The organism is Streptococcus parasanguinis, from assembly GCF_015556095.1.
In the GTDB taxonomy this organism is placed as follows: domain Bacteria; phylum Bacillota; class Bacilli; order Lactobacillales; family Streptococcaceae; genus Streptococcus; species Streptococcus parasanguinis_Q.
Window position 1 is genome coordinate 39,532 of sequence record NZ_JADNLT010000008.1, and the last position, 19,530, is coordinate 59,061.

Consider the following 19,530-nt stretch of genomic DNA (forward strand, 5'->3'; position numbering starts at 1 on the left):
ATTTGTGTTACAATTTGTTTTTTGAATGAATTTTCAGATAATTTTGCGTTATAATAGTTGCTATTAAAATAAAAGGGGAGTTTCTATGAATAGACAAGAACGTTTTTCATTAAGAAAATACAAATTTGGTGTAGCCTCAGTTTTATTAGGGGCTGTTTTGGTATTTGGATCTGCACAAGCGAGTGCTGAAGAACAAGCGGCCAGCCAAACGAGTGCTGGAACACAGCTTGTAGCCACTACTCAACAGGCACCTGCTGAAGAAGAGCATTCACAAGCAACAGAAGCAAGTACAGCAGTTGCTAGTGAGAAAGTAGAAGTTGCAAAAGAAGCAACAGTTGCTGCAAAGACAACGAATGCAACAGAAGCAGCTCTTGTTGAAAAAACAGAAGCTCCGAAAGAGGCAGCTACTGTTCCAGAAACAAAACCGGAAGTAGCGGAAAAACCTGTAGAAAAAGCAACAGCAGTGGCTACTGCGACAAGTTCAGAAACAACGAATCGCCATGAGGCAGCTGAAAAACCTCAAAGCATCGAAAGTGACGAAATTATTACTGTTCCCCAAACCTGGAAGCAAGGTTATAAAGGGGAAGGGATGGTTGTCGCCGTCATCGACTCTGGTTTGGATGTGAACCACGAGGTTCTTCGGATTACCGATCCTTCAAAAGCTAAGTTTAAAAACCAAGGAGAAATCGAAGCTGCTAAGAAAGCGGCAGGAATTGATTATGGTAAATGGTACAACGACAAGGTTGTCTACGCTTATGACTACTTTGATGGTACCGACAATATCAAAGAGGCCGAAAGAGATTCTCACGGGATGCACGTTACAGGGATTGCAACAGGGAATCCTGATAAAGAAGCAGGAAACGGTGAAAAGATCTATGGTGTAGCACCAGAAGCGCAAGTTATGTTTATGCGTGTCTTTTCAGATCGTCAAAAAACAACAGGATCTGCTCTTTATGTAAAAGCAATTGATGATGCTGTAGCTCTTGGTGCAGATACTATCAACATGAGTCTTGGCTCTACGACTGGTTCTACGGTCAATGCGGATTCAGATATTGTAGATGCCATTAAACGAGCGCGCGCTAAAGGCGTATCTGTCTTAATTTCTGCAGGAAATAGCAATACTTTTGGGAATGGTTATTCAAGACCAGCTGCAGAAAATCCAGATTACGGTTTGGTTGGAAATCCATCAACGGTAGAGGACTCTATCTCTGTTGCTTCTATCAATAACAACATCATTACAACAGAAGTTTTTGAAGTCAAAGGTTTGGAAGGCAATGCAGAAGCGGATAACGGAAAATTTGATTACAGTAAATCTGCTGCAGATGCTGATTTTGAAAAAGGCAAAGAATATGAGTATGTATCTGTTGGTCTTGGGAAAGAAGATGATTTCAAAGATCTAGATCTTACTGGTAAATTAGCGCTTATTCAACGTGGAGAAATTCCATTCACAGAAAAAATTGCTAATGCCCTCCATCATGGTGCAGTAGGGGCTTTGGTCTACAATAATGTGGAAGGATCAAACCTTGGAATGTCAATTGATGGGGATGCTAAGAAAATTCCATCTGTCTTTATTTCAAAACGCTATGGGGAAGCTCTTAAAGCTGGATCTTACAAAGTTGTCTTTAACAATACCATGGCCAACCGTCCATCTCCAGAAGCAGACCAATTGTCTGATTTCTCAAGCTGGGGTGTAACAACAGATGGTCAGTTGAAACCAGATGTCACTGCACCTGGTGGGAACATCTTCTCTTCTTTAAATGACAATACCTATGGGGATATGAGTGGTACTAGTATGGCCTCACCTCACGTAGCAGGTGTTGCAGCCTTGGTTAAAGAATACCTTGTGAAGAACCATCCAGAATTAACTCCAGAACAAGTTTCTGAAACAGTGAAAGCCTTGATCATGTCTACGGCTAAACCACACGTTAATAAAGAAACGGGTGCTTATACTTCTCCTCGTCAACAGGGAGCAGGGGTTGTTGACACAGCAGCTGCCGTTTCAACAGACTTGTATGTGACCGGTGAAAACAACTATCCAAGCGTCACTCTTGGTAATGTTGGAGATAGCTTTACCTTTGATGTTACGGTTCACAATATTTCAGATACCGATCGTACCTTGAAAATGTTGGTGAATACTGACACAGATGAAGTGAAGGATGGTAAATTTACCCTCCGTCCACGTAAATTGACTGAAACAGCTTGGCCTGAAGTAACTGTGAAAGCTCATAGCTCTGAAACGGTTACGGTGAAAGTCGATACAAGTAAATTCACAGAAGAATTGAGCAAAGAAATGCCAAACGGCTATTTCCTTGAAGGATTTGTTCGCTTTGTTGATCCGGCTGATGATGGAGATGTGGTCAGCTTGCCATTTATGGGATTCAAGGGAGAATTCCAAAATCTTCCCGCTGTTGAAAAGCCAGTCTATGATTTGGTTCGTGAAGGAAAAGATGGATTCTACTACCATATTCCAAAAGATTTGAATATCTCTTCTAGTGCGAATGTTTCTGCACTCGTCACCCAGCAAAATGACTTCCTTCTCACTCAAGGAAAACGAGACGGTCGTCGGATTACAGTCCTTGGTATTGACGAAAATGCAGAAGGAACTCACACCCTTCAACTAGATGAAAACGGAAATGTTCGCATTGCCATTTCACCAAATGAAGATGGAAATAAAGATTTCGTCGAATACAAGACAGTTGCCCTTAGAAACATTGAAAACCTTCGTGCAACTGTTTATGCAGCAAGTGATACGGAACATAAAAATCCATTGTGGGAAGGAACTCCATCTGACCATCGTAAGAACTTCTTCAACGGTGACCAAAAGAATCCACGCAGCTACACATTAGATAATACTGCTTGGAATGGTATTGATGCGAATGGGAATGCAGTAGCAGATGGTCTATATGATTATGTCATCCATTATACCCCAATGGTTCCTGGAGCTGAGGAGCAATCAACGACCTTCAAGGTTCGGGTTGATACTCAAAAACCAGTGATTACATCTGGCTATATTCGCTTTAAAGACGGAGCACAACAGTTTGTTGCACGTAAAGCCAAAGATGTTGGTGAAGGCGGTATTTTGACAGAAAAACTAGTTTATGTCACACCATTTGATGAACAAGGAACGATGGTCCAAACCAGTGAAGATAAGAATGGTACTCGTGCGCTTGAAAATTACCATGTGATCAAGGCCAATACAGATGGTAGCTTCGATCTTCCTGAAAACATCGATAAGAAGAATATCTACTACTATGTAGAAGACTTTGCGGGGAACGTAGATTATGTTTCACTAGCTGATTTAGTTCGGGATCAAAATAGTGGTCGGGTTCAAATCGCAGTTCGTGACGCTAAAACGAACAAAGCTTTGGATACTATGTATGTTTACCGAATCAAAGATAGCAATGGTCAATATGTATCAGTTGACAAGACAAAAGATATTAACTTCTTGAACTTTGGTCATTACACTGCAGAAATCTTTACTTATGATCGTACAGAAGTGAAATTTGTCAGCAGCTTGACGCAAGAATTTGATTTGACAGAAGATAATAGTTTCCAAACGATCGCTTTTCTTGCCAATACTTTAGAATATGCACCAGTTAGCATCAGCTTTGATCAACCGATTTCAAAAGCAGCTACGATCGTATTAAAAGGGGCAGATGGTGAAAACTTTGTCTTGCCTGCTGAAAAATATGGTAAAAATGGCTTTGGTAAATCTGTAGCGACTGGTCAATATACCTTGGTTGCAACTCTTCCTACAGGCTATGAACTAGCTGAGGAAGCACCAGTGATCTCAGTTGTCGCAGGGCGTAACAACAATTATCGTATTGGAGTGATCTCAAAAGTGGATCTCTTAGCTGCTTTGAACAACCAAGCAGATGTTACAAAGACAGCGCAATACTTCAATGCCAGTGTGGATAAGAAGGAAGCCTATGATCAAGCCTTGCAAGCTGCCCAAGCAGCCTTGATCAATAAGGCCAGTCAAGAGCAAGTCAACCAAGCAGTAGCTAGTCTTGAAGCTGCTAGCCAAGCTTTGGATGGGAAAGATTCAAACGTTGCGGCTTTGAAAGAAGCCATGCAAGCTTATGATGCTACGACTAAAACGGGTCGTTATGCTAATGCCAAAGAAAAAGTACGTCGAGACTACGATCGCGCTTTCCAAACAGTGGCCTTGCTTGCAGTTGATCCAACTGTGAAACAAGAACAAATCAATCAAGCACTTGCTGAGCTTAGCCGTGCGGAAGGAAAATTAAATGGGAAAGCAACTGATTTTTCAAGCCTTGAAAAATACATCAAGGAAGAATTGAAGTTCCAAGAAAAGAATGCTAAATTCATCTATGCTGGAAATGAAGAAAAAGAAGCTTACCTAGCAGCCTTCAAGGATGCACAAACCATCCTTTCAAATCCAGGAGCAAGCCAACAAGATGTGAAAGATGCTTTGACAGCCTTGAAGAATGCCAAGAAAAAACTTCATGGTAAAAAACCAAAAGCTGCGAGACGTCCATAAGAAAAACAACCTTGTTTGTTAGCCTAAAATCCGTATGAAACGATTGTTTCATGCGGATTTTAATTTACAAGTCACTAAAAATCTGCTATAATACTAGTCAAGAAAGAAGGGCTTACGGCGTTTTTCTAGCGAGCTTGGGATAGTGAGAGCCAAGTAGAGCAAAGTAAGCAAGTGGCGCTTTCTCTCAGTAAAAAGCTGAGTAAAGTAAAATAAAATGAAGTAATAAATTAGGGTGGAACCGCGTTTCTGACGCCCCTAGGTCAAAGGACTTAGGAGCAGAGACACGGTTCTTTTTGTATCCTAAGTCACAAGAAACTTTATGAATAAGGAGTATTCAATGTCAAAAAAACTAACCTTTCACTGCGTTAGTGGCAGATACCTCCTTACAGTCGGACTGCCCCAAGCTCAGGCACCCTGGTGCCTGAGCTAGACGCAGTACTAACTCGTCTTGCTTCGTAAAATCGACGAGGCAGACTCATGTCGCAAGAATTTATAAAAAGGAGAAGAAGATGTCAAAAAAACTAACCTTCCAAGAAATTATTTTGACTTTGCAACAATACTGGAATGACCAGGGTTGTATGCTCATGCAGGCTTATGATAATGAAAAAGGTGCGGGAACCATGAGTCCATATACCTTCCTTCGTGCCATTGGTCCTGAGCCATGGAATGCGGCTTATGTAGAACCATCACGTCGTCCAGCGGATGGACGTTACGGGGAAAACCCAAACCGTCTTTACCAACACCACCAATTCCAAGTGGTGATGAAACCATCACCATCAAACATCCAAGAGCTCTACCTTGAATCATTGGAAAAATTGGGGATCAATCCTTTGGAACACGATATTCGTTTCGTTGAAGATAACTGGGAAAACCCATCAACTGGTTCAGCTGGTCTTGGTTGGGAAGTTTGGCTTGATGGTATGGAAATCACTCAGTTCACCTACTTCCAACAAGTTGGTGGATTGGCAACTGGCCCAGTAACTTCTGAGGTCACTTACGGATTGGAACGTTTGGCTTCTTACATCCAAGAAGTTGATTCTGTTTACGATATTGAGTGGGCTCCAGGCGTTAAATACGGAGAAATCTTCCTTCAACCAGAATATGAACACTCAAAATACAGCTTTGAAGTTTCTGACCAAGATATGCTTCTTGAAAACTTCGAAAAATTTGAAAAAGAAGCAGGGCGTGCTTTGGAATTAGGCCTTGTTCACCCAGCCTATGACTACGTTTTGAAATGTTCACACACCTTCAACTTGCTTGACGCGCGTGGAGCAGTATCCGTTACAGAACGTGCCGGCTACATTGCCCGCATCCGTAACTTGGCCCGTGTCGTAGCCAAAACCTTCGTCGCAGAACGCAAGAAACTTGGTTACCCACTTCTTGACGAAGCAACACGCGCCAAACTCCTAGCAGAAGAGGAAGAATAAAGAGAGCGTATTAGATGGGATTGGCTGATAGAGCAATCCTACAGAACCAGTTGCCGCAGTGATAAAGGTATCGTTAGAGAAACTAACGATACCAGGCAAAATTGGAGACCTTAGGCTCCAATTTTAGCAATGAAACGACGAAGTCGGTTGCTGCGTGCCAATCACATAAGGCAAACTGGAAAAAAAGATATTTTTCGGAGAAAAAACATGACAAAAAACTTATTAGTAGAACTTGGACTTGAAGAGTTGCCAGCCTACGTTGTCACACCAAGTGAAAAACAACTGGGTGAGAAAATGGCAGCCTTCTTGGATGACAACCGTCTTTCATACGAAAGCATTCAAACCTTCTCAACACCACGTCGTTTGGCAGTCCGTGTGATTGGTTTAGCTGACCAACAATCGGATTTGACTGAAGATTTTAAAGGACCTTCTAAGAAAATCGCCTTGGATGCAGATGGAAACTTCTCAAAAGCGGCTCAAGGATTCGTCCGTGGAAAAGGCTTGACGGTTGACGATATCGAATTTCGTGAAGTCAAAGGTGAAGAGTACGTTTATGTTACGAAGCACGAAGCTGGAAAACCAGCTAAAGAAGTCTTGGCTGGCGTTCCAGAAGTGCTTGCTTCATTGACCTTCCCTGTCAGCATGCACTGGGCTAACAACACATTTGAATACATTCGCCCAGTTCACACCTTGACAGTTCTTTTGGGCGACGAAGCGCTCGACCTTGATTTCTTGGATATCCACTCAGGTCGTGTGAGCCGTGGACACCGTTTCCTTGGACATGAAGTGGAAATTACTAATGCGGATTCTTATGAAGAAGACCTTCGTACCGTTTACGTGATTGCGGATAGCAAAGAACGTGAAAATATGATTCGTGAGCAAATCAAAGCCATCGAAGCAGAACAAGGTGTTCAAGTCCAAATCGAAGAAGGACTTTTGAATGAAGTCTTGAACTTGGTCGAATACCCAACTGCCTTTATGGGAAGTTTTGACACTAAATATTTGGATGTTCCAGAAGAAGTTTTGGTGACCTCAATGGAAACGCACCAACGTTACTTTGTTGTACGTGACCTTGATGGTAAGCTGAAACCAAACTTCATCTCAGTTCGTAATGGGAACGCTGAGCACTTGGAAAATGTTATCCGAGGAAATGAAAAAGTCTTGGTGGCACGTCTTGAAGATGGTGAATTCTTCTGGCGTGAAGACCAAAAACTTAAGATTGAAGATCTCGTTGCTAAATTGGCGAACGTGACCTTCCATGAAAAAATTGGTTCTCTTTCAGAACACATGGCTCGTGCCGGTGTCATTGCAGCATCATTAGCTGAACAAGCTGGTTTGACTGCTGAAGAAAGGGCAGCCGTAGCTCGTGCAGCTGAAATCTACAAATTTGACCTCTTGATGGGTATGGTCGGAGAGTTCGATGAATTGCAAGGAATCATGGGTGAAAAATACGCCCTCCTTGCTGGTGAGGATCCTGCAGTAGCGACAGCTATCCGTGAGCACTACCTTCCTGATTCAGCAGATGGAGCCCTTCCAGAGACTAAGGTTGGTGCTATCCTTGCGCTTGCAGATAAATTAGATACCCTCCTTTCTTTCTTCTCTGTTGGTTTGATTCCGTCTGGTTCCAACGACCCGTATGCACTTCGTCGTGCAACACAAGGAATTGTTCGTATCTTGGATGCCTTTGGATGGAATATTCCTATGGATGAGTTGATTGACAGCCTTTACGCTCTTTCATTTGATAGTCTTTCTTATGACAATCAAGCAGAAGTGCTCAACTTCATCAAGGCGCGTGTAGACAAGATGATGGGACGCACATCTAAAGACATCAAGGAAGCTGTACTTGCTGGTTCAAACTTCGTGGTTGCGGATATGCTGGAAGCAGCAGATGCTCTCTCAGAAGCTGCTAAGACTGATGGCTACAAGGCAGCTGTTGAATCACTCTCACGTGCCTTTAACTTGGCAGAAAAAGCAGATACTTCAGTAGCAGTCGATGCTAGTCTCTTTGAAAATGATCAAGAAAAGGCCCTTGCTAAGGCGATTGAAGAATTAGAACTGACTGGTTCAGCTAGTGATAAATTGGCACAGCTCTTTGCTCTAAGTCCAGTCATCGATGCCTTCTTTGACAATACCATGGTTATGGCAGAAGATGAGGCTGTAAAAAACAACCGTTTGGCCCTTCTTGCAGGTCTAGTGTCTAAAGCCAATGCTGTTGCAGCCTTTAACCAATTGAACACAAAATAAGTACCTGATGGCAGGTAGAAAGTAGGTCTTATTATGACACCTGAAAAAATTGCTCGGATCAATGAGCTTGCTAAAAAGAAAAAAACAGAAGGTTTGACGCCAGAAGAAGCAGTGGAACAAGCAAAACTTCGTGAAGAATACATTGAGGGTTATCGTCGTTCCGTTCGTCACCACATCGAAGGAATCAAAATTGTGGATGAAGAAGGAAATGATGTGACACCTGAGAAACTACGCCAAGTGCAACGGGAAAAAGGTTTGCATGGCCGTAGTCTCGATGACCCCAATTCATAATCAAAAGAGTGCTGGAAGAAACTCCAGCACTCTTTTGTATCTTCAAAATTCAGAACATTCTGGACTAGATTGACCAATTTTTTAAAACGTGGTATAGTAGATTGAGTGAAAATTGGAAGTATACTTTTCTGAAAAAGTACAGAAAAAAGAATTGGAGTAATCATATGTCAAAAAAACATCATCCTAGTCAAGAAACTGAAAATGGGATGGTTCGTGGTCTGCAAAATCGCCATGTTCAGTTGATTGCTATTGCAGGAACCATCGGAACAGGGCTCTTTCTTGGAGCTGGTCGTTCCCTTTCTTTGACAGGTCCGTCTATTATTTTAGTCTATATGCTGACTGGAGCTTTCATGTACTTCATGATGAGGGCGATTGGCGAGATGCTCTATATGGATCCAGATCAACATACCTTTATCAACTTTATTACCAAGTACTTAGGAAAGGGTTGGGGCTATTTTTCAGGATGGTCCTATTGGGTTTCCTTGGTATTTCTTGGGATGGCAGAAATTACAGCCGTTTCCAACTATGTTCAGCTTTGGTTTCCAAATTGGCCAGCCTGGCAGATTCAAATTATCTTTTTAGCGCTTTTAAGTTGTGTAAACTTGATCGCTGTGAAAGTTTTTGGAGAGGTTGAATTCTGGTTTGGAATGATCAAGATCGTCACGATTTTAGCCCTGATCGCTACAGGGATCTTTATGGTGACGACGAATTTTGAAACACCAGCTGGACATGCTAGCTTAAGCAATATTACCAATGGTTTTCAAATGTTTCCAAATGGTTGGGTCAAGTTTGTGATGGCCTTTCAAATGGTCTTCTTTGCTTATCAAGCGATTGAGTTTGTTGGAATTACCACATCAGAGACAGCCAATCCCCGTCAGGTCTTACCGAAAGCCATTAAAGAAATTCCGATTCGGATTGTAATCTTTTATGTAGGGGCTTTGTTGGCGATCATGGCTATTTTCCCTTGGCAACAGCTTCCCGTCAATAAATCACCGTTTGTAACGGTCTTTCAGATGGTAGGAATCAAGTGGGCAGCAGGATTGATTAATTTTGTTGTACTGACAGCTGCTGCATCTTCCTTGAATTCCACCCTCTATTCAACAGGGCGTCACTTGTACCAGATTGCAAAAGAAACGCCAAACAGTAAAGTGATGAATCGTTTGAAGTTGAATAGCTTATCTCGTATGGGAATTCCAAGTCGCGCGATTATTTTTTCTGCGATTGTAGTTGCTGTTTCAGCCTTTATCAATGTCTTGCCAGGTGTATCAGATGCCTTTGCCTTGATTACGGCATCTTCTTCTGGTGTCTACATTGCTATTTATATTTTGACCATGTTATCCCATCTTAAGTACCGTAAATCAAAAGAATTTATGCCAGATGGTTTTGTCATGCCGGCCTATAAAGTGTTGAATCCATTGACCATTGTTTTCTTCCTCTTTGTATTCGTTTGTCTCTTCTTGCAAGAATCAACATACATTGGAGCGGTTGGAGCAACCATCTGGATCATTCTTTTTGGGATATACAGCAATTGGAAACATAATAAATAAATAGAAAAACTCACTCTTAGGTGAGTTTTTACTATTTCAGAGCTCGGTTACTTCTTTTAAGGAATTACTTGGAGGGAACAAAAGAAAAACAGAGATGGAAGAAATTATTTTTCTTCCATCTCTGTTTTTTGTCCTTGAATGGCTTTTTTGAGCCACCAAAGTGAGCCGACTAGGATCAGGGCAGCAAGCCAAAAAATCCAAGCCTCAATAGTGGTTAGAAAAAAGTAGAGAGCGATAGCATCGACCAATAAAAGTGGGATGAGAATCTGTTTTCTTATTTTCATAAGAGTATTGTATCATAAATCCTAGAGGAAACAAATAAAATCAAGCCTTTCTAGGTATTTTATAGAATCTGAAAAGGTCCGATAGGGTTAGTTAGTGAATTTTCTTTCAGGAGTGCATCTTGGTCCCATTTGTGGTAAAATAGTAAAGATATGAGTAAAGAATTTCATCATGTAACGGTTTTGCTTCATGAAACGATCGATATGCTGGATGTTAAGCCAGATGGGATCTATGTAGACGCCACATTGGGTGGAGCAGGCCACAGCGAATATTTGTTAACAAAATTAAATGAATCGGGCCATCTTTATGCCTTTGACCAAGATCAGCATGCGATTGAGAATGCTAAGATTCGTTTAGCTCCATTCATCGAGAAAGGCATGGTGACCTTCATTAAGGATAACTTTCGTCATTTGAAGGAACGTCTAAACGAATTGGGTGTGACTGAAATTGATGGAATCTGTTATGATCTAGGTGTCTCTAGTCCTCAGTTAGACGAACGGGAACGCGGATTTTCTTACAAGAAAGATGCGCCGTTAGACATGCGGATGAATCAAGAAGCTTCCTTGACAGCCTATGAGGTCGTAAATAGCTACGATTACCATGATCTAGTCCGTATTTTTTTCAAATATGGAGAGGACAAATTTTCCAAGCAAATTGCGCGGAAAATTGAGCAAGCACGAGCAATTAAACCGATTGAAACGACGACTGAATTAGCAGAGATTATTAAATCTGCTAAACCAGCTAAGGAGCTCAAGAAAAAGGGTCATCCTGCTAAACAGATCTTCCAAGCCATTCGTATCGAAGTCAATGATGAACTGGGAGCGGCGGATGAATCGATTCAGCAAGCCATGGATTTGTTGGCCCTCGATGGTCGTATTTCTGTGATTACCTTTCATTCGTTAGAGGATCGATTGACCAAACAATTGTTTAAAGAAGCTTCGACGGTTGAGGTTCCAAAGGGGCTTCCCTTTATTCCAGATGATTTGAAACCAAAGATGGAGTTAGTCAACCGGAAACCTATTTTGCCAAGTGAAGAAGAGCTTGAGGAAAATAATCGATCTCATTCAGCAAAATTACGGGTTGCTCGAAAAATACACAAGTAAGAGGAATTGATATGGCAGCAAGAAATGAGAGAACAAGAACACAGGTACTACAAGACCGCTTTCGCCGTTTCTCTAGAGTAGAAAAGGCTTTTTATGGGTCGATTGTCCTAACAGCTGTTATTTTAGCCATTAGTATCGTCTTTATGCAGACACGGATTTTACAAGTTCAAAGTGAATTGACTGATTTGAATACGGAACTAGAAGCCAAGAAGACGGAATTAGCAGATGTTCGTCAAGAGGTCAATGAATTAACACGTTATGACCGCTTATCACAGTTGGCTAGCTCCCAAGGAATGAAGCTGCAAAAAGAAAATCGAAAAACAGTGAGTGCAAGTAGTGATGAATAAATTCAAAAAATTTTTGATCGGGTATTCGATAAAGAAACGTCGCTTGCCGGATCAGAATCGAAAACAAGTTGGGAAAAATCTCAGTGTACTGGCGATTTTCCTCTTTTTTCTCTTTCTGATTAATTTTGCAATGATCATTGGGACTGACAAAAAATTTGGTGTGACCTTATCGGATCAAGCCAAAAAAGTCCATGAGCAGACGGTCATTGTTCCTGCAAAACGTGGAACGATCTACGACCGAAATGGAGCAGTAATTGCTGAAGATGCGACGACCTATAACGTTTATGCTATTATTGATAAAAAGTACAAATCAGCAACTGGGAAAATCCTCTATGTAGAAGAGAGCCAATTTAAAAAAGTAGCAGAAATCTTTAAGCAGTACTTAGGGATGGATGAGGATTACGTCATTCAACAGTTGTCGCAAAAGAAATTGAAACAGGTTTCTTTTGGCTCGAACGGAAACGGCATAACTTATAGTAATATGACAGCCATCCGTGAGGCCATGGAAGCGGCGAAGATTGAAGGGGTTGCCTTTACAACCAGTCCAAATCGAAGCTATAAAAATGGAGTTTTTGCTTCTCAATTTATAGGTCAGGCCTCTCTTCAAGAAGATAAAGAGGGGAATAAAACCCTGAAGGGACAATCAGGGATGGAGAAATCCCTCGATCGTATTCTCGCTGGACAAAATGGGGTTATCACCTATGATAAAGACCGAAACGGCAATATCGTTCCTGGTTCAGATAAGGTTTCTGTCAAAACAGAAGATGGAAAAGATGTCTATACGACCATTTCAGCAGAATTACAAACCTACCTTGAGACGCGAATGGATGTTTTCCAAGAAAAAGTAAAAGGAAAGTATGTTAGTGCGACTCTTGTGAGTGCAAAAACAGGAGAAATCCTTGCGACAACGCAACGTCCTTCCTATAATGCGGATACCAAACAAGGGCTGGATCTGAAAAACTTGAAAACCTGGAATACCATCCTGTATCAAGATCAATATGAACCAGGTTCAACCATGAAGGTCATGTTATTAGCTTCGGCGATTGATCATGGAACCTTCCCAGCCTATAATGAAGTATACTACAGTAACGAACTACAAGTAAAAGATGCGACGATCCGTGACTGGGATGTCAATATGGGACTGTCTGAAGGTCGCTATATGAATATCGCACAAGGCTTTGCTTACTCAAGTAACGTGGGGATGACCCGCTTGGAGCAAAAGATGGGAAATGCTGTCTGGATGGACTACTTAACCCGCTTTAAATTCGGTCTACCAACTCGTTTTGGAATGGGAAATGAAGCTTACGGGGGTCTTCCAGGGGATAACTATGTCAGTCAAGCCATGTCTTCTTTTGGTCAAGGGATTTCCGTCAGTCAAACTCAAATGTTACGGGCCTTTAGTGCCATTGCTAATGATGGACAAATGTTGGAGCCGAAGTTTATTAGTGCTATTTACGATAAAAAATCAGACACAGCCCGCAAATCAAAAAAAGAAGTTGTTGGAAAACCAGTTTCAGGATCAGCTGCACAACAGACACGGAACTATATGATCACCGTCGGAACAGATCCAGAGTATGGAACCTTGTACAGTGATGGACCCATCATTCAGGTACCCGGTCAAAACGTTGCGGTGAAATCAGGGACTGCCCAAATGGCGACAGATCAAGGATACTTGCAAGGAGAAAATGATTATATCTACTCGGTTGTAGCCATGACACCTGCAGAAGATCCTGAATTCATCATGTATGTGACGGTCCAACAACCAGAAGTGAAATTCTCATTCACCAGCTGGGAAGAGCTGGTCAATCCTATTTTGGAAGATGCAGTTGCTTTAAAAGACGAATTGCATCTAACATCAGAGGCACCAACTTTGGATGATGTGACCAAAGAAACGACCTACAAAATCCCTTCAGTAGAAACTCTCTCTAAGGAGTTGAATCTGAAACAAAATCTGAGCCCAGGTGCTTATTCAGAGGAATTGCGTCGCAATTTGGTGCAGCCAATTGTCCTAGGAACCGGGAAAAATATCCGCAAGATGTCTGTGGATGTAGGCTCTAAAGTCAAAGCCAATCAGCAAGTATTGTTATTGACAGAAGACTTTGATGCGGTTCCGGATATGTATGGTTGGACAAAGAAAAATGCGGACATCTTTGGAGAATGGACTGGAATTGAGATTACCTATAAAGGTAGTGGAAAGAAAGTAACCAAACAAAGTGTCAAAATGAACACCTCACTCAATAAAACTAAAAAGATTACGTTAACATTAGGAGACTAAGATGTATATTGCTACGATCCTTGTATCGTTTCTATTAACAGTGGCTGCTATTCCAGCCTTTATTCGATTTTACCATCGTGCTCATATTTCCGGGCAACAAATGCACGAAGATGTGAAACAACACAAAGCGAAAGCTGGCACTCCGACAATGGGTGGAGTTGTATTTCTCATTACAGCCGTTCTAGTTAGTTTTGTCGTTACCGTATTGACTGGAAATTTCACGCGCCCTGTTCAACTGATTCTATTTATCTTGATTCTATATGGAATTGTTGGATTTTTGGATGACTTTTTAAAAGTTTTTCGTAAGATTAATGAAGGTCTCAATCCAAAACAAAAATTGGCCCTTCAACTTGTTGGTGGAATCATCTTCTATATTTTTTCTGAACGCCACGGTGCAGGAAGCCTTTTAAATGTCTTTGGTTACGATCTTTACTTGGGCCATTTCTACATTCTCTTTGCTTTGTTTTGGTTGGTTGGTTTTTCAAACGCGGTCAATTTGACAGATGGGATTGATGGATTAGCCAGCATCTCCGTTGCTATTAGCCTGAGTGCCTATTCCTTTATTGCCTATATGCAAGGAAAATGGGACATTCTCTTTGTCACCTTGAGTATGATTGGGTCCTTGCTAGGATTCTTTGTCTTCAACCACAAGCCGGCTAAAATCTTTATGGGCGATGTCGGTAGTCTAGCTCTTGGAGGGATGCTTGCAGCCTTGTCAATGGCTTTGCATGTTGAGTGGACGCTACTCTTGATTGGTCTGGTCTATGTCATTGAAACAGGTTCAGTGATGCTACAAGTGACCTATTTCAAATGGACCAAGAAACGTTATGGAGAAGGACGTCGGATTTTCCGAATGACTCCTTTCCACCATCATTTAGAACTGGGTGGCCTTTCTGGCAATGGCCGAAACTGGTCAGAATGGAAAGTGGATGCCTTTATGTGGACCATTGCCTTGGTAACAAGTGTCGTGACTCTAGTCCTTCTCTACCTATAAAACGACGGTGGGCTTGCCCATCGTTTTTTTACTGACTCAGAGAGACTTCGCTGGTTAGGAAAAATGACTCATAAGAGAGGCAAGAAGACAGCTTTTCTGATATAATAATAGAGATCATGAAAGGAACTGAGAAAATGAAATTTACAGAGTTTAATTTTAAGCCCTATATTCAAGAGGCACTGAAAGAAATCAATTTTAGAGAAGCAACCGAAGTACAGGAAAAACTAATTCCGATTGTCCTAGCTGGAAATGATTTGGTGGGAGAGTCAAAGACAGGTTCTGGGAAAACTCATACTTTCCTCTTGCCGATTTTTCAAACATTAAATGAAGACAGCCAACAAGTTGAAGCTGTCATCACGGCTCCTAGTCGGGAGTTGGCGACGCAAATTTACCAAGCTGCTCGTCAAATCGCTAGTCATTCTGACAAAGAGATTCGGATTGTGAATTATGTTGGAGGAACGGATAAAAGCCGTCAGATTGAAAAACTCCAGGTCAAGCAACCACATATCGTGATTGGAACTCCAGGTCGGATCTATGATCTGGTTGCATCTGGAGATTTGGCTATTCATAAGGCCCATACCTTTGTGGTAGATGAGGCAGATATGACGCTGGACATGGGATTCTTGTCAACCGTGGATAAGATTGCTTCAAGGCTTCCGCAACAACTGCAATTTTTAGTTTTTTCAGCCACCATTCCGCAGAAATTACAGCCTTTCTTGAAAAAATATCTCTCAAACCCAGTCATGGAGCAGATTAAAACCAAGACGGTGATTTCAGATACCATCGATAATTGGCTGGTTTCGACCAAGGGTCGGGATAAAAATGAGCAAATTTACCAATTGACCAAGACCTTGCAACCTTATTTGGCCATGATTTTCGTCAATACCAAAACGAGAGCAGATGACCTTCATGCCTATCTGGTGGCTCAGGGATTGAAAGTGGCGAAGATTCACGGAGATATCCCACCACGTGAACGGAAACGGATCATGAATCAGGTTAAAAATCTTGATTTTGAGTATATTGTGGCCACCGATTTGGCGGCTCGTGGAATTGATATCGAAGGGGTGAGTCATGTCATCAACGATGCTATTCCACAAGATCTTTCCTTCTTTGTTCACCGTGTAGGCCGGACAGGACGCAATGGTCTACCGGGTGTCGCTATTACTCTTTATCAACCGAGTGATGATTCAGATATCCGTGAACTAGAAAAAATGGGCATTCGTTTCGTTCCGAAAGTGTTGAAAAATGGGGTTATTGAAGATACTTATGATCGGGATAGACGGGCCAATCGTGAGAAAAAGCAAGAGAAACTCGACATCGAAATGATTGGTCTGGTGAAGAAGAAAAAGAAAAAAATCAAACCAGGCTACAAGAAAAAAATCAAATGGGCAGTTGATGAAAAGCGGAGAAAAGCTAAGCGAGCTGAAAACCGTGCGCGTGGTCGGGCGGAACGAAAGGCCAAACGCCAAACTTTCTAACCCCTTCTTTCACATGTTCAGAAGAAAACATAGATTTTCTTTATGAACTCCATAAAGAAAAACTATTAGGAACTTGTCTAAAATTATGATAGACTAAATTTGAGTAGTCTATCATTTTTCTATTTCTGTAGCAATTTTTGGAATTCCGATAGTGAATGTGATAGAATGTTTATGTTCGAGAAAGGAAGTAACAAAAATGTTTACAACTAATCTTTTAGCTGCCAACTGGTATGCTGACTTTTTAAAACACGTTCCAGATAGCAAGCTGTTTAGTTTGAGAGCCGTATTGGATGCATTTCCGTCTGTCATAGGAAAATTGCCTGTGACGATTTTACTAGCCCTAGGAGGCGCATTTTTTGGGATTATTTTTGCCATGATTTTTGCTCTGGTCAAAATTAATCGTGTACGAATTCTTTACCCGATTCAAGCTGTTTTTGTCAGTTTTTTACGGGGGACTCCTTTGTTGGTTCAGTTGATGTTGACCTATTATGGGATTCCTCTTATTTTAAAAGCGATAAATCAGTCTTATGGAACAGCTTTTAATATTAATGCCATTCCAGCTGAGTTATTTGCAATTGTGGCTCTTGCCTTTAATGAGGCGGCTTATGCGAGTGAGACCATCCGAGCAGCCATTTTATCAGTGGATCCTGGTGAAATTGAGGCAGCACGTAGTCTTGGGATGACCAACCGTCAAGTTTATCGCCGGATTATTATTCCCAATGCAGCAGTCGTTGCAACTCCTACTTTAATCAACTCTCTCATTGGCTTGACCAAGGGGACCTCGCTCGCCTTTAGTGCCAGTGTGGTTGAAATTTTTGCTCAAGCACGGATTATTGGGGGGAGCGATTTGAAGTACTTTGAACGCTTTATCACGGTATCGATTGTTTACTGGATTGTGAACATTCTCATTGAAATACTAGGCCGTCACATTGAACGTCGACTGGATATTGAGACTCCCGTAGCAATTGATTTACCAGATCAGGAGGTCCGGATCTAATGATTTATATTTCAGAATTATCAAAGACATTTTCAGGTCAAAAGGTTTTAAATAATCTAAGTTTGGAAATTCAAAAAGGGGAAGTCGTGGCCCTAATCGGGTCTTCGGGAGCTGGTAAATCAACCTTCTTACGCAGTTTAAACTATTTGGAAGCACCAGATAGTGGTAGAATTAAGATTGATGATTTCGAGGTTGATTTTGAGCACATTACCCAAGATCAAATCTTGACCTTAAGAAGAAAATTGGCCATGGTGTTCCAACAGTTTAATTTGTTTGGTAGAAAAACAGCCCTTGAAAATGTGAAAGAAGGGCTCATTGTTGTGAAGGGCCTATCCGATCAAGAAGCAACGAAAATTGCTCGAGAAGAACTGGCAAAAGTAGGTTTATCGGATCGTGAAAATCACTATCCTCGTCACCTCTCAGGTGGACAAAAACAACGGGTGGCTTTGGCACGTGCCTTGGCCATGAAACCAGAGGTTCTTTTGCTGGATGAACCGACTTCAGCCTTGGATCCAGAATTGGTTGGAGAAGTTGAAAAATCCATTGCCAATGCGGCAAAATCAGGACAAACCATGGTACTGGTCAGCCATGATATGTCTTTTGTAGCGCAAGTAGCAGATAAGGTCTTATTTTTGGATAAAGGACGGATTATTGAATCTGGAACACCAGAGGAAATCATGCAACATCCAAAAGAAGAACGGACAAAAGAATTCTTTGCTAGTTACAAACGGACCTATGTTTGATATAATAGAGGAGAGGTAAGACTCAGCTGGCGATGCTAGCTGGGTTTGTTTTCTGAAAATGTAAAAATATTTGGAGTCGTGATGTTAAATAAATTATTGTCCTTATATTTACAAAGTTTAGTGACGACAACGATTTTAGTTGGGATCGCTTCTTGTATTTGGATTGGCTACCGTGCCCTTAAGAAGAAAGATAAAACAGCCAAGCAACGACAAGCCCATTTGTATGATATCCTCTTAATTGATATCATGACGATTCCTATTTTAACCTTTGCGGTCATAGGGATTTTGTTTATCTTTCAAGCACGATAATTGCAAAAAGACCGTGTTAGAATTATAATGGTTACAACAAAACAGAAAGAGGTTGAGTATGTTTGATACAGTGATTATTGGGGCAGGTCCTGCAGGGATGACTGCTGCCCTTTATGCAGCACGAAGCAATTTAAAAGTCGCATTGATTGAGAGAGGAATTCCAGGCGGTCAAATGAACAATACGTCTGACATTGAAAACTATCCTGGCTATGCGAATATTAGTGGCCCAGACTTGGCTGAAAAAATGTTTGAGCCTTTGGAGAATCTTGGTGTGGAACATTTGTTTGGTCAGGTAGAGCGCATCGAAGACCACGGAGCAACCAAAAAGATTGTCACAGATGATGGGGAATATGAAGCTAAAACCGTGGTGATTGCAACAGGTTCTAACCACCGTTCATTGAATGTCCCTGGTGAAGAGGAGCTGAATAGTAGAGGGGTTTCCTACTGTGCTGTTTGTGATGGAGCTTTCTTTAGAGACGAAGATCTCTTGGTCGTTGGTGGTGGCGATTCTGCGGTAGAAGAAGCTGTCTTTTTGACTCAGTTTGCAAAAACAGTGACCATTGCCCATCGTCGTGATCAATTGCGTGCTCAAAAAGTTCTTCAAGATCGTGCCTTTGCCAATGATAAAATTCACTTTGCTTGGAATACGGTTGTTGAAGAAATTAAGGGTGAACAAAAAGTAACGTCTGTCCTTTTAAAAGATGTGAAGACAGGAGAGGTTAGAGAGCAAGCCTTCGGTGGTGTCTTTATCTATGTCGGTTTAGATCCTGTCAGTGATTTTGCGACAGAACTTGGTATTTTAGATGAAAATGGCTGGGTGGTCACGGATGATCATATGAGAACCACAGTCCCAGGTATTTTTGCGGTTGGCGATGTTCGTCAAAAAGATTTGCGTCAAGTGACGACAGCAGTCGGAGACGGTGCGATTGCTGGCCAAGAAGTTTATAAATATATCACAGAAAACTTTTAATCCAAAAAATCTGAGCTTC

Annotated in this window: 15 protein-coding genes; 14 read left to right on the forward strand and 1 reads right to left on the reverse strand. The window is 41.6% G+C overall.

Annotated elements, in window-relative coordinates; genetic code table 11:
* Positions 1–85: 85 nt before the first annotated feature.
* The 5 genes from I2E70_RS08430 (at position 86) to I2E70_RS08450 (ending at position 10,013) form a co-directional block, all read left to right on the forward strand.
* Positions 86–4,504 (forward strand): S8 family serine peptidase, encoded by a 4,419-nt coding sequence (locus I2E70_RS08430; protein WP_195424420.1) that lies wholly within the window; start codon positions 86–88, stop codon positions 4,502–4,504.
* Positions 4,505–5,013: 509 nt separating this feature from the next.
* Positions 5,014–5,931, forward strand: coding sequence for a glycine--tRNA ligase subunit alpha (glyQ, locus tag I2E70_RS08435; RefSeq protein ID WP_002886077.1), 918 nt, complete (start codon positions 5,014–5,016; stop codon positions 5,929–5,931).
* 207 nt (positions 5,932–6,138) lie between these two features.
* Entirely contained in the window at positions 6,139–8,175 is a 2,037-nt protein-coding gene (glyS, locus tag I2E70_RS08440) for a glycine--tRNA ligase subunit beta (protein WP_045760257.1), read from the forward strand.
* 33 nt (positions 8,176–8,208) lie between these two features.
* Positions 8,209–8,466, forward strand: coding sequence for a DUF896 family protein (locus I2E70_RS08445; RefSeq protein ID WP_003012632.1), 258 nt, complete (start codon positions 8,209–8,211; stop codon positions 8,464–8,466).
* A 164-nt stretch (positions 8,467–8,630) separates the two neighbouring features.
* Complete coding sequence (locus I2E70_RS08450; protein ID WP_195424422.1) at positions 8,631–10,013, forward strand: amino acid permease; 1,383 nt, start codon at positions 8,631–8,633, stop codon at positions 10,011–10,013.
* 104 nt (positions 10,014–10,117) lie between these two features.
* Here I2E70_RS08450 and I2E70_RS08455 read toward each other — a convergent pair whose 3' ends face one another.
* Positions 10,118–10,297, reverse strand: coding sequence for a hypothetical protein (locus I2E70_RS08455; protein ID WP_003014929.1), 180 nt, complete (start codon positions 10,295–10,297; stop codon positions 10,118–10,120).
* A gap of 150 nt (positions 10,298–10,447) precedes the next feature.
* On the opposite strand from I2E70_RS08455, the gene rsmH reads away from it, so the two are divergent.
* The 9 genes from rsmH to trxB all read left to right on the forward strand — a co-directional run bounded on the left by rsmH (position 10,448) and on the right by trxB (position 19,511).
* A complete protein-coding gene (gene rsmH, locus I2E70_RS08460) occupies positions 10,448–11,398 on the forward strand; it encodes a 16S rRNA (cytosine(1402)-N(4))-methyltransferase RsmH (RefSeq protein WP_003010377.1) in 951 nt (316 codons plus the stop codon).
* Between the two features lie 11 nt (positions 11,399–11,409).
* Complete coding sequence (gene ftsL / locus I2E70_RS08465; protein WP_021154536.1) at positions 11,410–11,745, forward strand: cell division protein FtsL; 336 nt, start codon at positions 11,410–11,412, stop codon at positions 11,743–11,745.
* Positions 11,738–14,020: a penicillin-binding protein PBP2X gene (gene pbp2X, locus I2E70_RS08470; RefSeq protein WP_155125291.1), complete on the forward strand. Its 2,283-nt coding sequence runs from the start codon at positions 11,738–11,740 to the stop codon at positions 14,018–14,020. The genes ftsL and pbp2X overlap by 8 nt, the downstream gene beginning before the upstream one ends.
* A gap of 1 nt (position 14,021) precedes the next feature.
* On the forward strand, positions 14,022–15,014 hold the full coding sequence (gene mraY / locus I2E70_RS08475; RefSeq protein WP_195424425.1) for a phospho-N-acetylmuramoyl-pentapeptide-transferase: 993 nt from the start codon (positions 14,022–14,024) through the stop codon (positions 15,012–15,014).
* 134 nt (positions 15,015–15,148) lie between these two features.
* The gene (locus tag I2E70_RS08480) at positions 15,149–16,492 is read left to right on the forward strand and encodes a DEAD/DEAH box helicase (protein ID WP_195424427.1); all 1,344 of its coding nucleotides are present in this window, start codon (positions 15,149–15,151) and stop codon (positions 16,490–16,492) included.
* A gap of 196 nt (positions 16,493–16,688) precedes the next feature.
* Entirely contained in the window at positions 16,689–17,489 is an 801-nt protein-coding gene (locus I2E70_RS08485) for an amino acid ABC transporter permease (RefSeq protein WP_070506166.1), read from the forward strand.
* The gene (locus tag I2E70_RS08490; RefSeq protein WP_003003991.1) at positions 17,489–18,232 is read left to right on the forward strand and encodes an amino acid ABC transporter ATP-binding protein; all 744 of its coding nucleotides are present in this window, start codon (positions 17,489–17,491) and stop codon (positions 18,230–18,232) included. Before I2E70_RS08485 ends, I2E70_RS08490 begins: the two co-directional genes overlap by 1 nt.
* A gap of 81 nt (positions 18,233–18,313) precedes the next feature.
* Complete coding sequence (locus I2E70_RS08495; protein WP_003003995.1) at positions 18,314–18,541, forward strand: DUF4059 family protein; 228 nt, start codon at positions 18,314–18,316, stop codon at positions 18,539–18,541.
* A gap of 58 nt (positions 18,542–18,599) precedes the next feature.
* A complete protein-coding gene (gene trxB / locus I2E70_RS08500; RefSeq protein WP_195424429.1) occupies positions 18,600–19,511 on the forward strand; it encodes a thioredoxin-disulfide reductase in 912 nt (303 codons plus the stop codon).
* The last annotated feature ends 19 nt before the right edge of the window (positions 19,512–19,530 follow it).

Bases quoted from the DNA above. Each gene is read 5' to 3' on its own strand.
- I2E70_RS08430 (WP_195424420.1), top strand. From the start codon at position 86: ATGAATAGACAAGAACGTTTTTCATTAAGAAAATACAAATTTGGTGTA.
- glyQ (WP_002886077.1), top strand. From the start codon at position 5,014: ATGTCAAAAAAACTAACCTTCCAAGAAATTATTTTGACTTTGCAACAA.
- glyS (WP_045760257.1), top strand. From the start codon at position 6,139: ATGACAAAAAACTTATTAGTAGAACTTGGACTTGAAGAGTTGCCAGCC.
- I2E70_RS08445 (WP_003012632.1), top strand. From the start codon at position 8,209: ATGACACCTGAAAAAATTGCTCGGATCAATGAGCTTGCTAAAAAGAAA.
- I2E70_RS08450 (WP_195424422.1), top strand. From the start codon at position 8,631: ATGTCAAAAAAACATCATCCTAGTCAAGAAACTGAAAATGGGATGGTT.
- I2E70_RS08455 (WP_003014929.1), bottom strand. From the start codon at position 10,297: ATGAAAATAAGAAAACAGATTCTCATCCCACTTTTATTGGTCGATGCT.
- rsmH (WP_003010377.1), top strand. From the start codon at position 10,448: ATGAGTAAAGAATTTCATCATGTAACGGTTTTGCTTCATGAAACGATC.
- ftsL (WP_021154536.1), top strand. From the start codon at position 11,410: ATGGCAGCAAGAAATGAGAGAACAAGAACACAGGTACTACAAGACCGC.
- pbp2X (WP_155125291.1), top strand. From the start codon at position 11,738: ATGAATAAATTCAAAAAATTTTTGATCGGGTATTCGATAAAGAAACGT.
- mraY (WP_195424425.1), top strand. From the start codon at position 14,022: ATGTATATTGCTACGATCCTTGTATCGTTTCTATTAACAGTGGCTGCT.
- I2E70_RS08480 (WP_195424427.1), top strand. From the start codon at position 15,149: ATGAAATTTACAGAGTTTAATTTTAAGCCCTATATTCAAGAGGCACTG.
- I2E70_RS08485 (WP_070506166.1), top strand. From the start codon at position 16,689: ATGTTTACAACTAATCTTTTAGCTGCCAACTGGTATGCTGACTTTTTA.
- I2E70_RS08490 (WP_003003991.1), top strand. From the start codon at position 17,489: ATGATTTATATTTCAGAATTATCAAAGACATTTTCAGGTCAAAAGGTT.
- I2E70_RS08495 (WP_003003995.1), top strand. From the start codon at position 18,314: ATGTTAAATAAATTATTGTCCTTATATTTACAAAGTTTAGTGACGACA.
- trxB (WP_195424429.1), top strand. From the start codon at position 18,600: ATGTTTGATACAGTGATTATTGGGGCAGGTCCTGCAGGGATGACTGCT.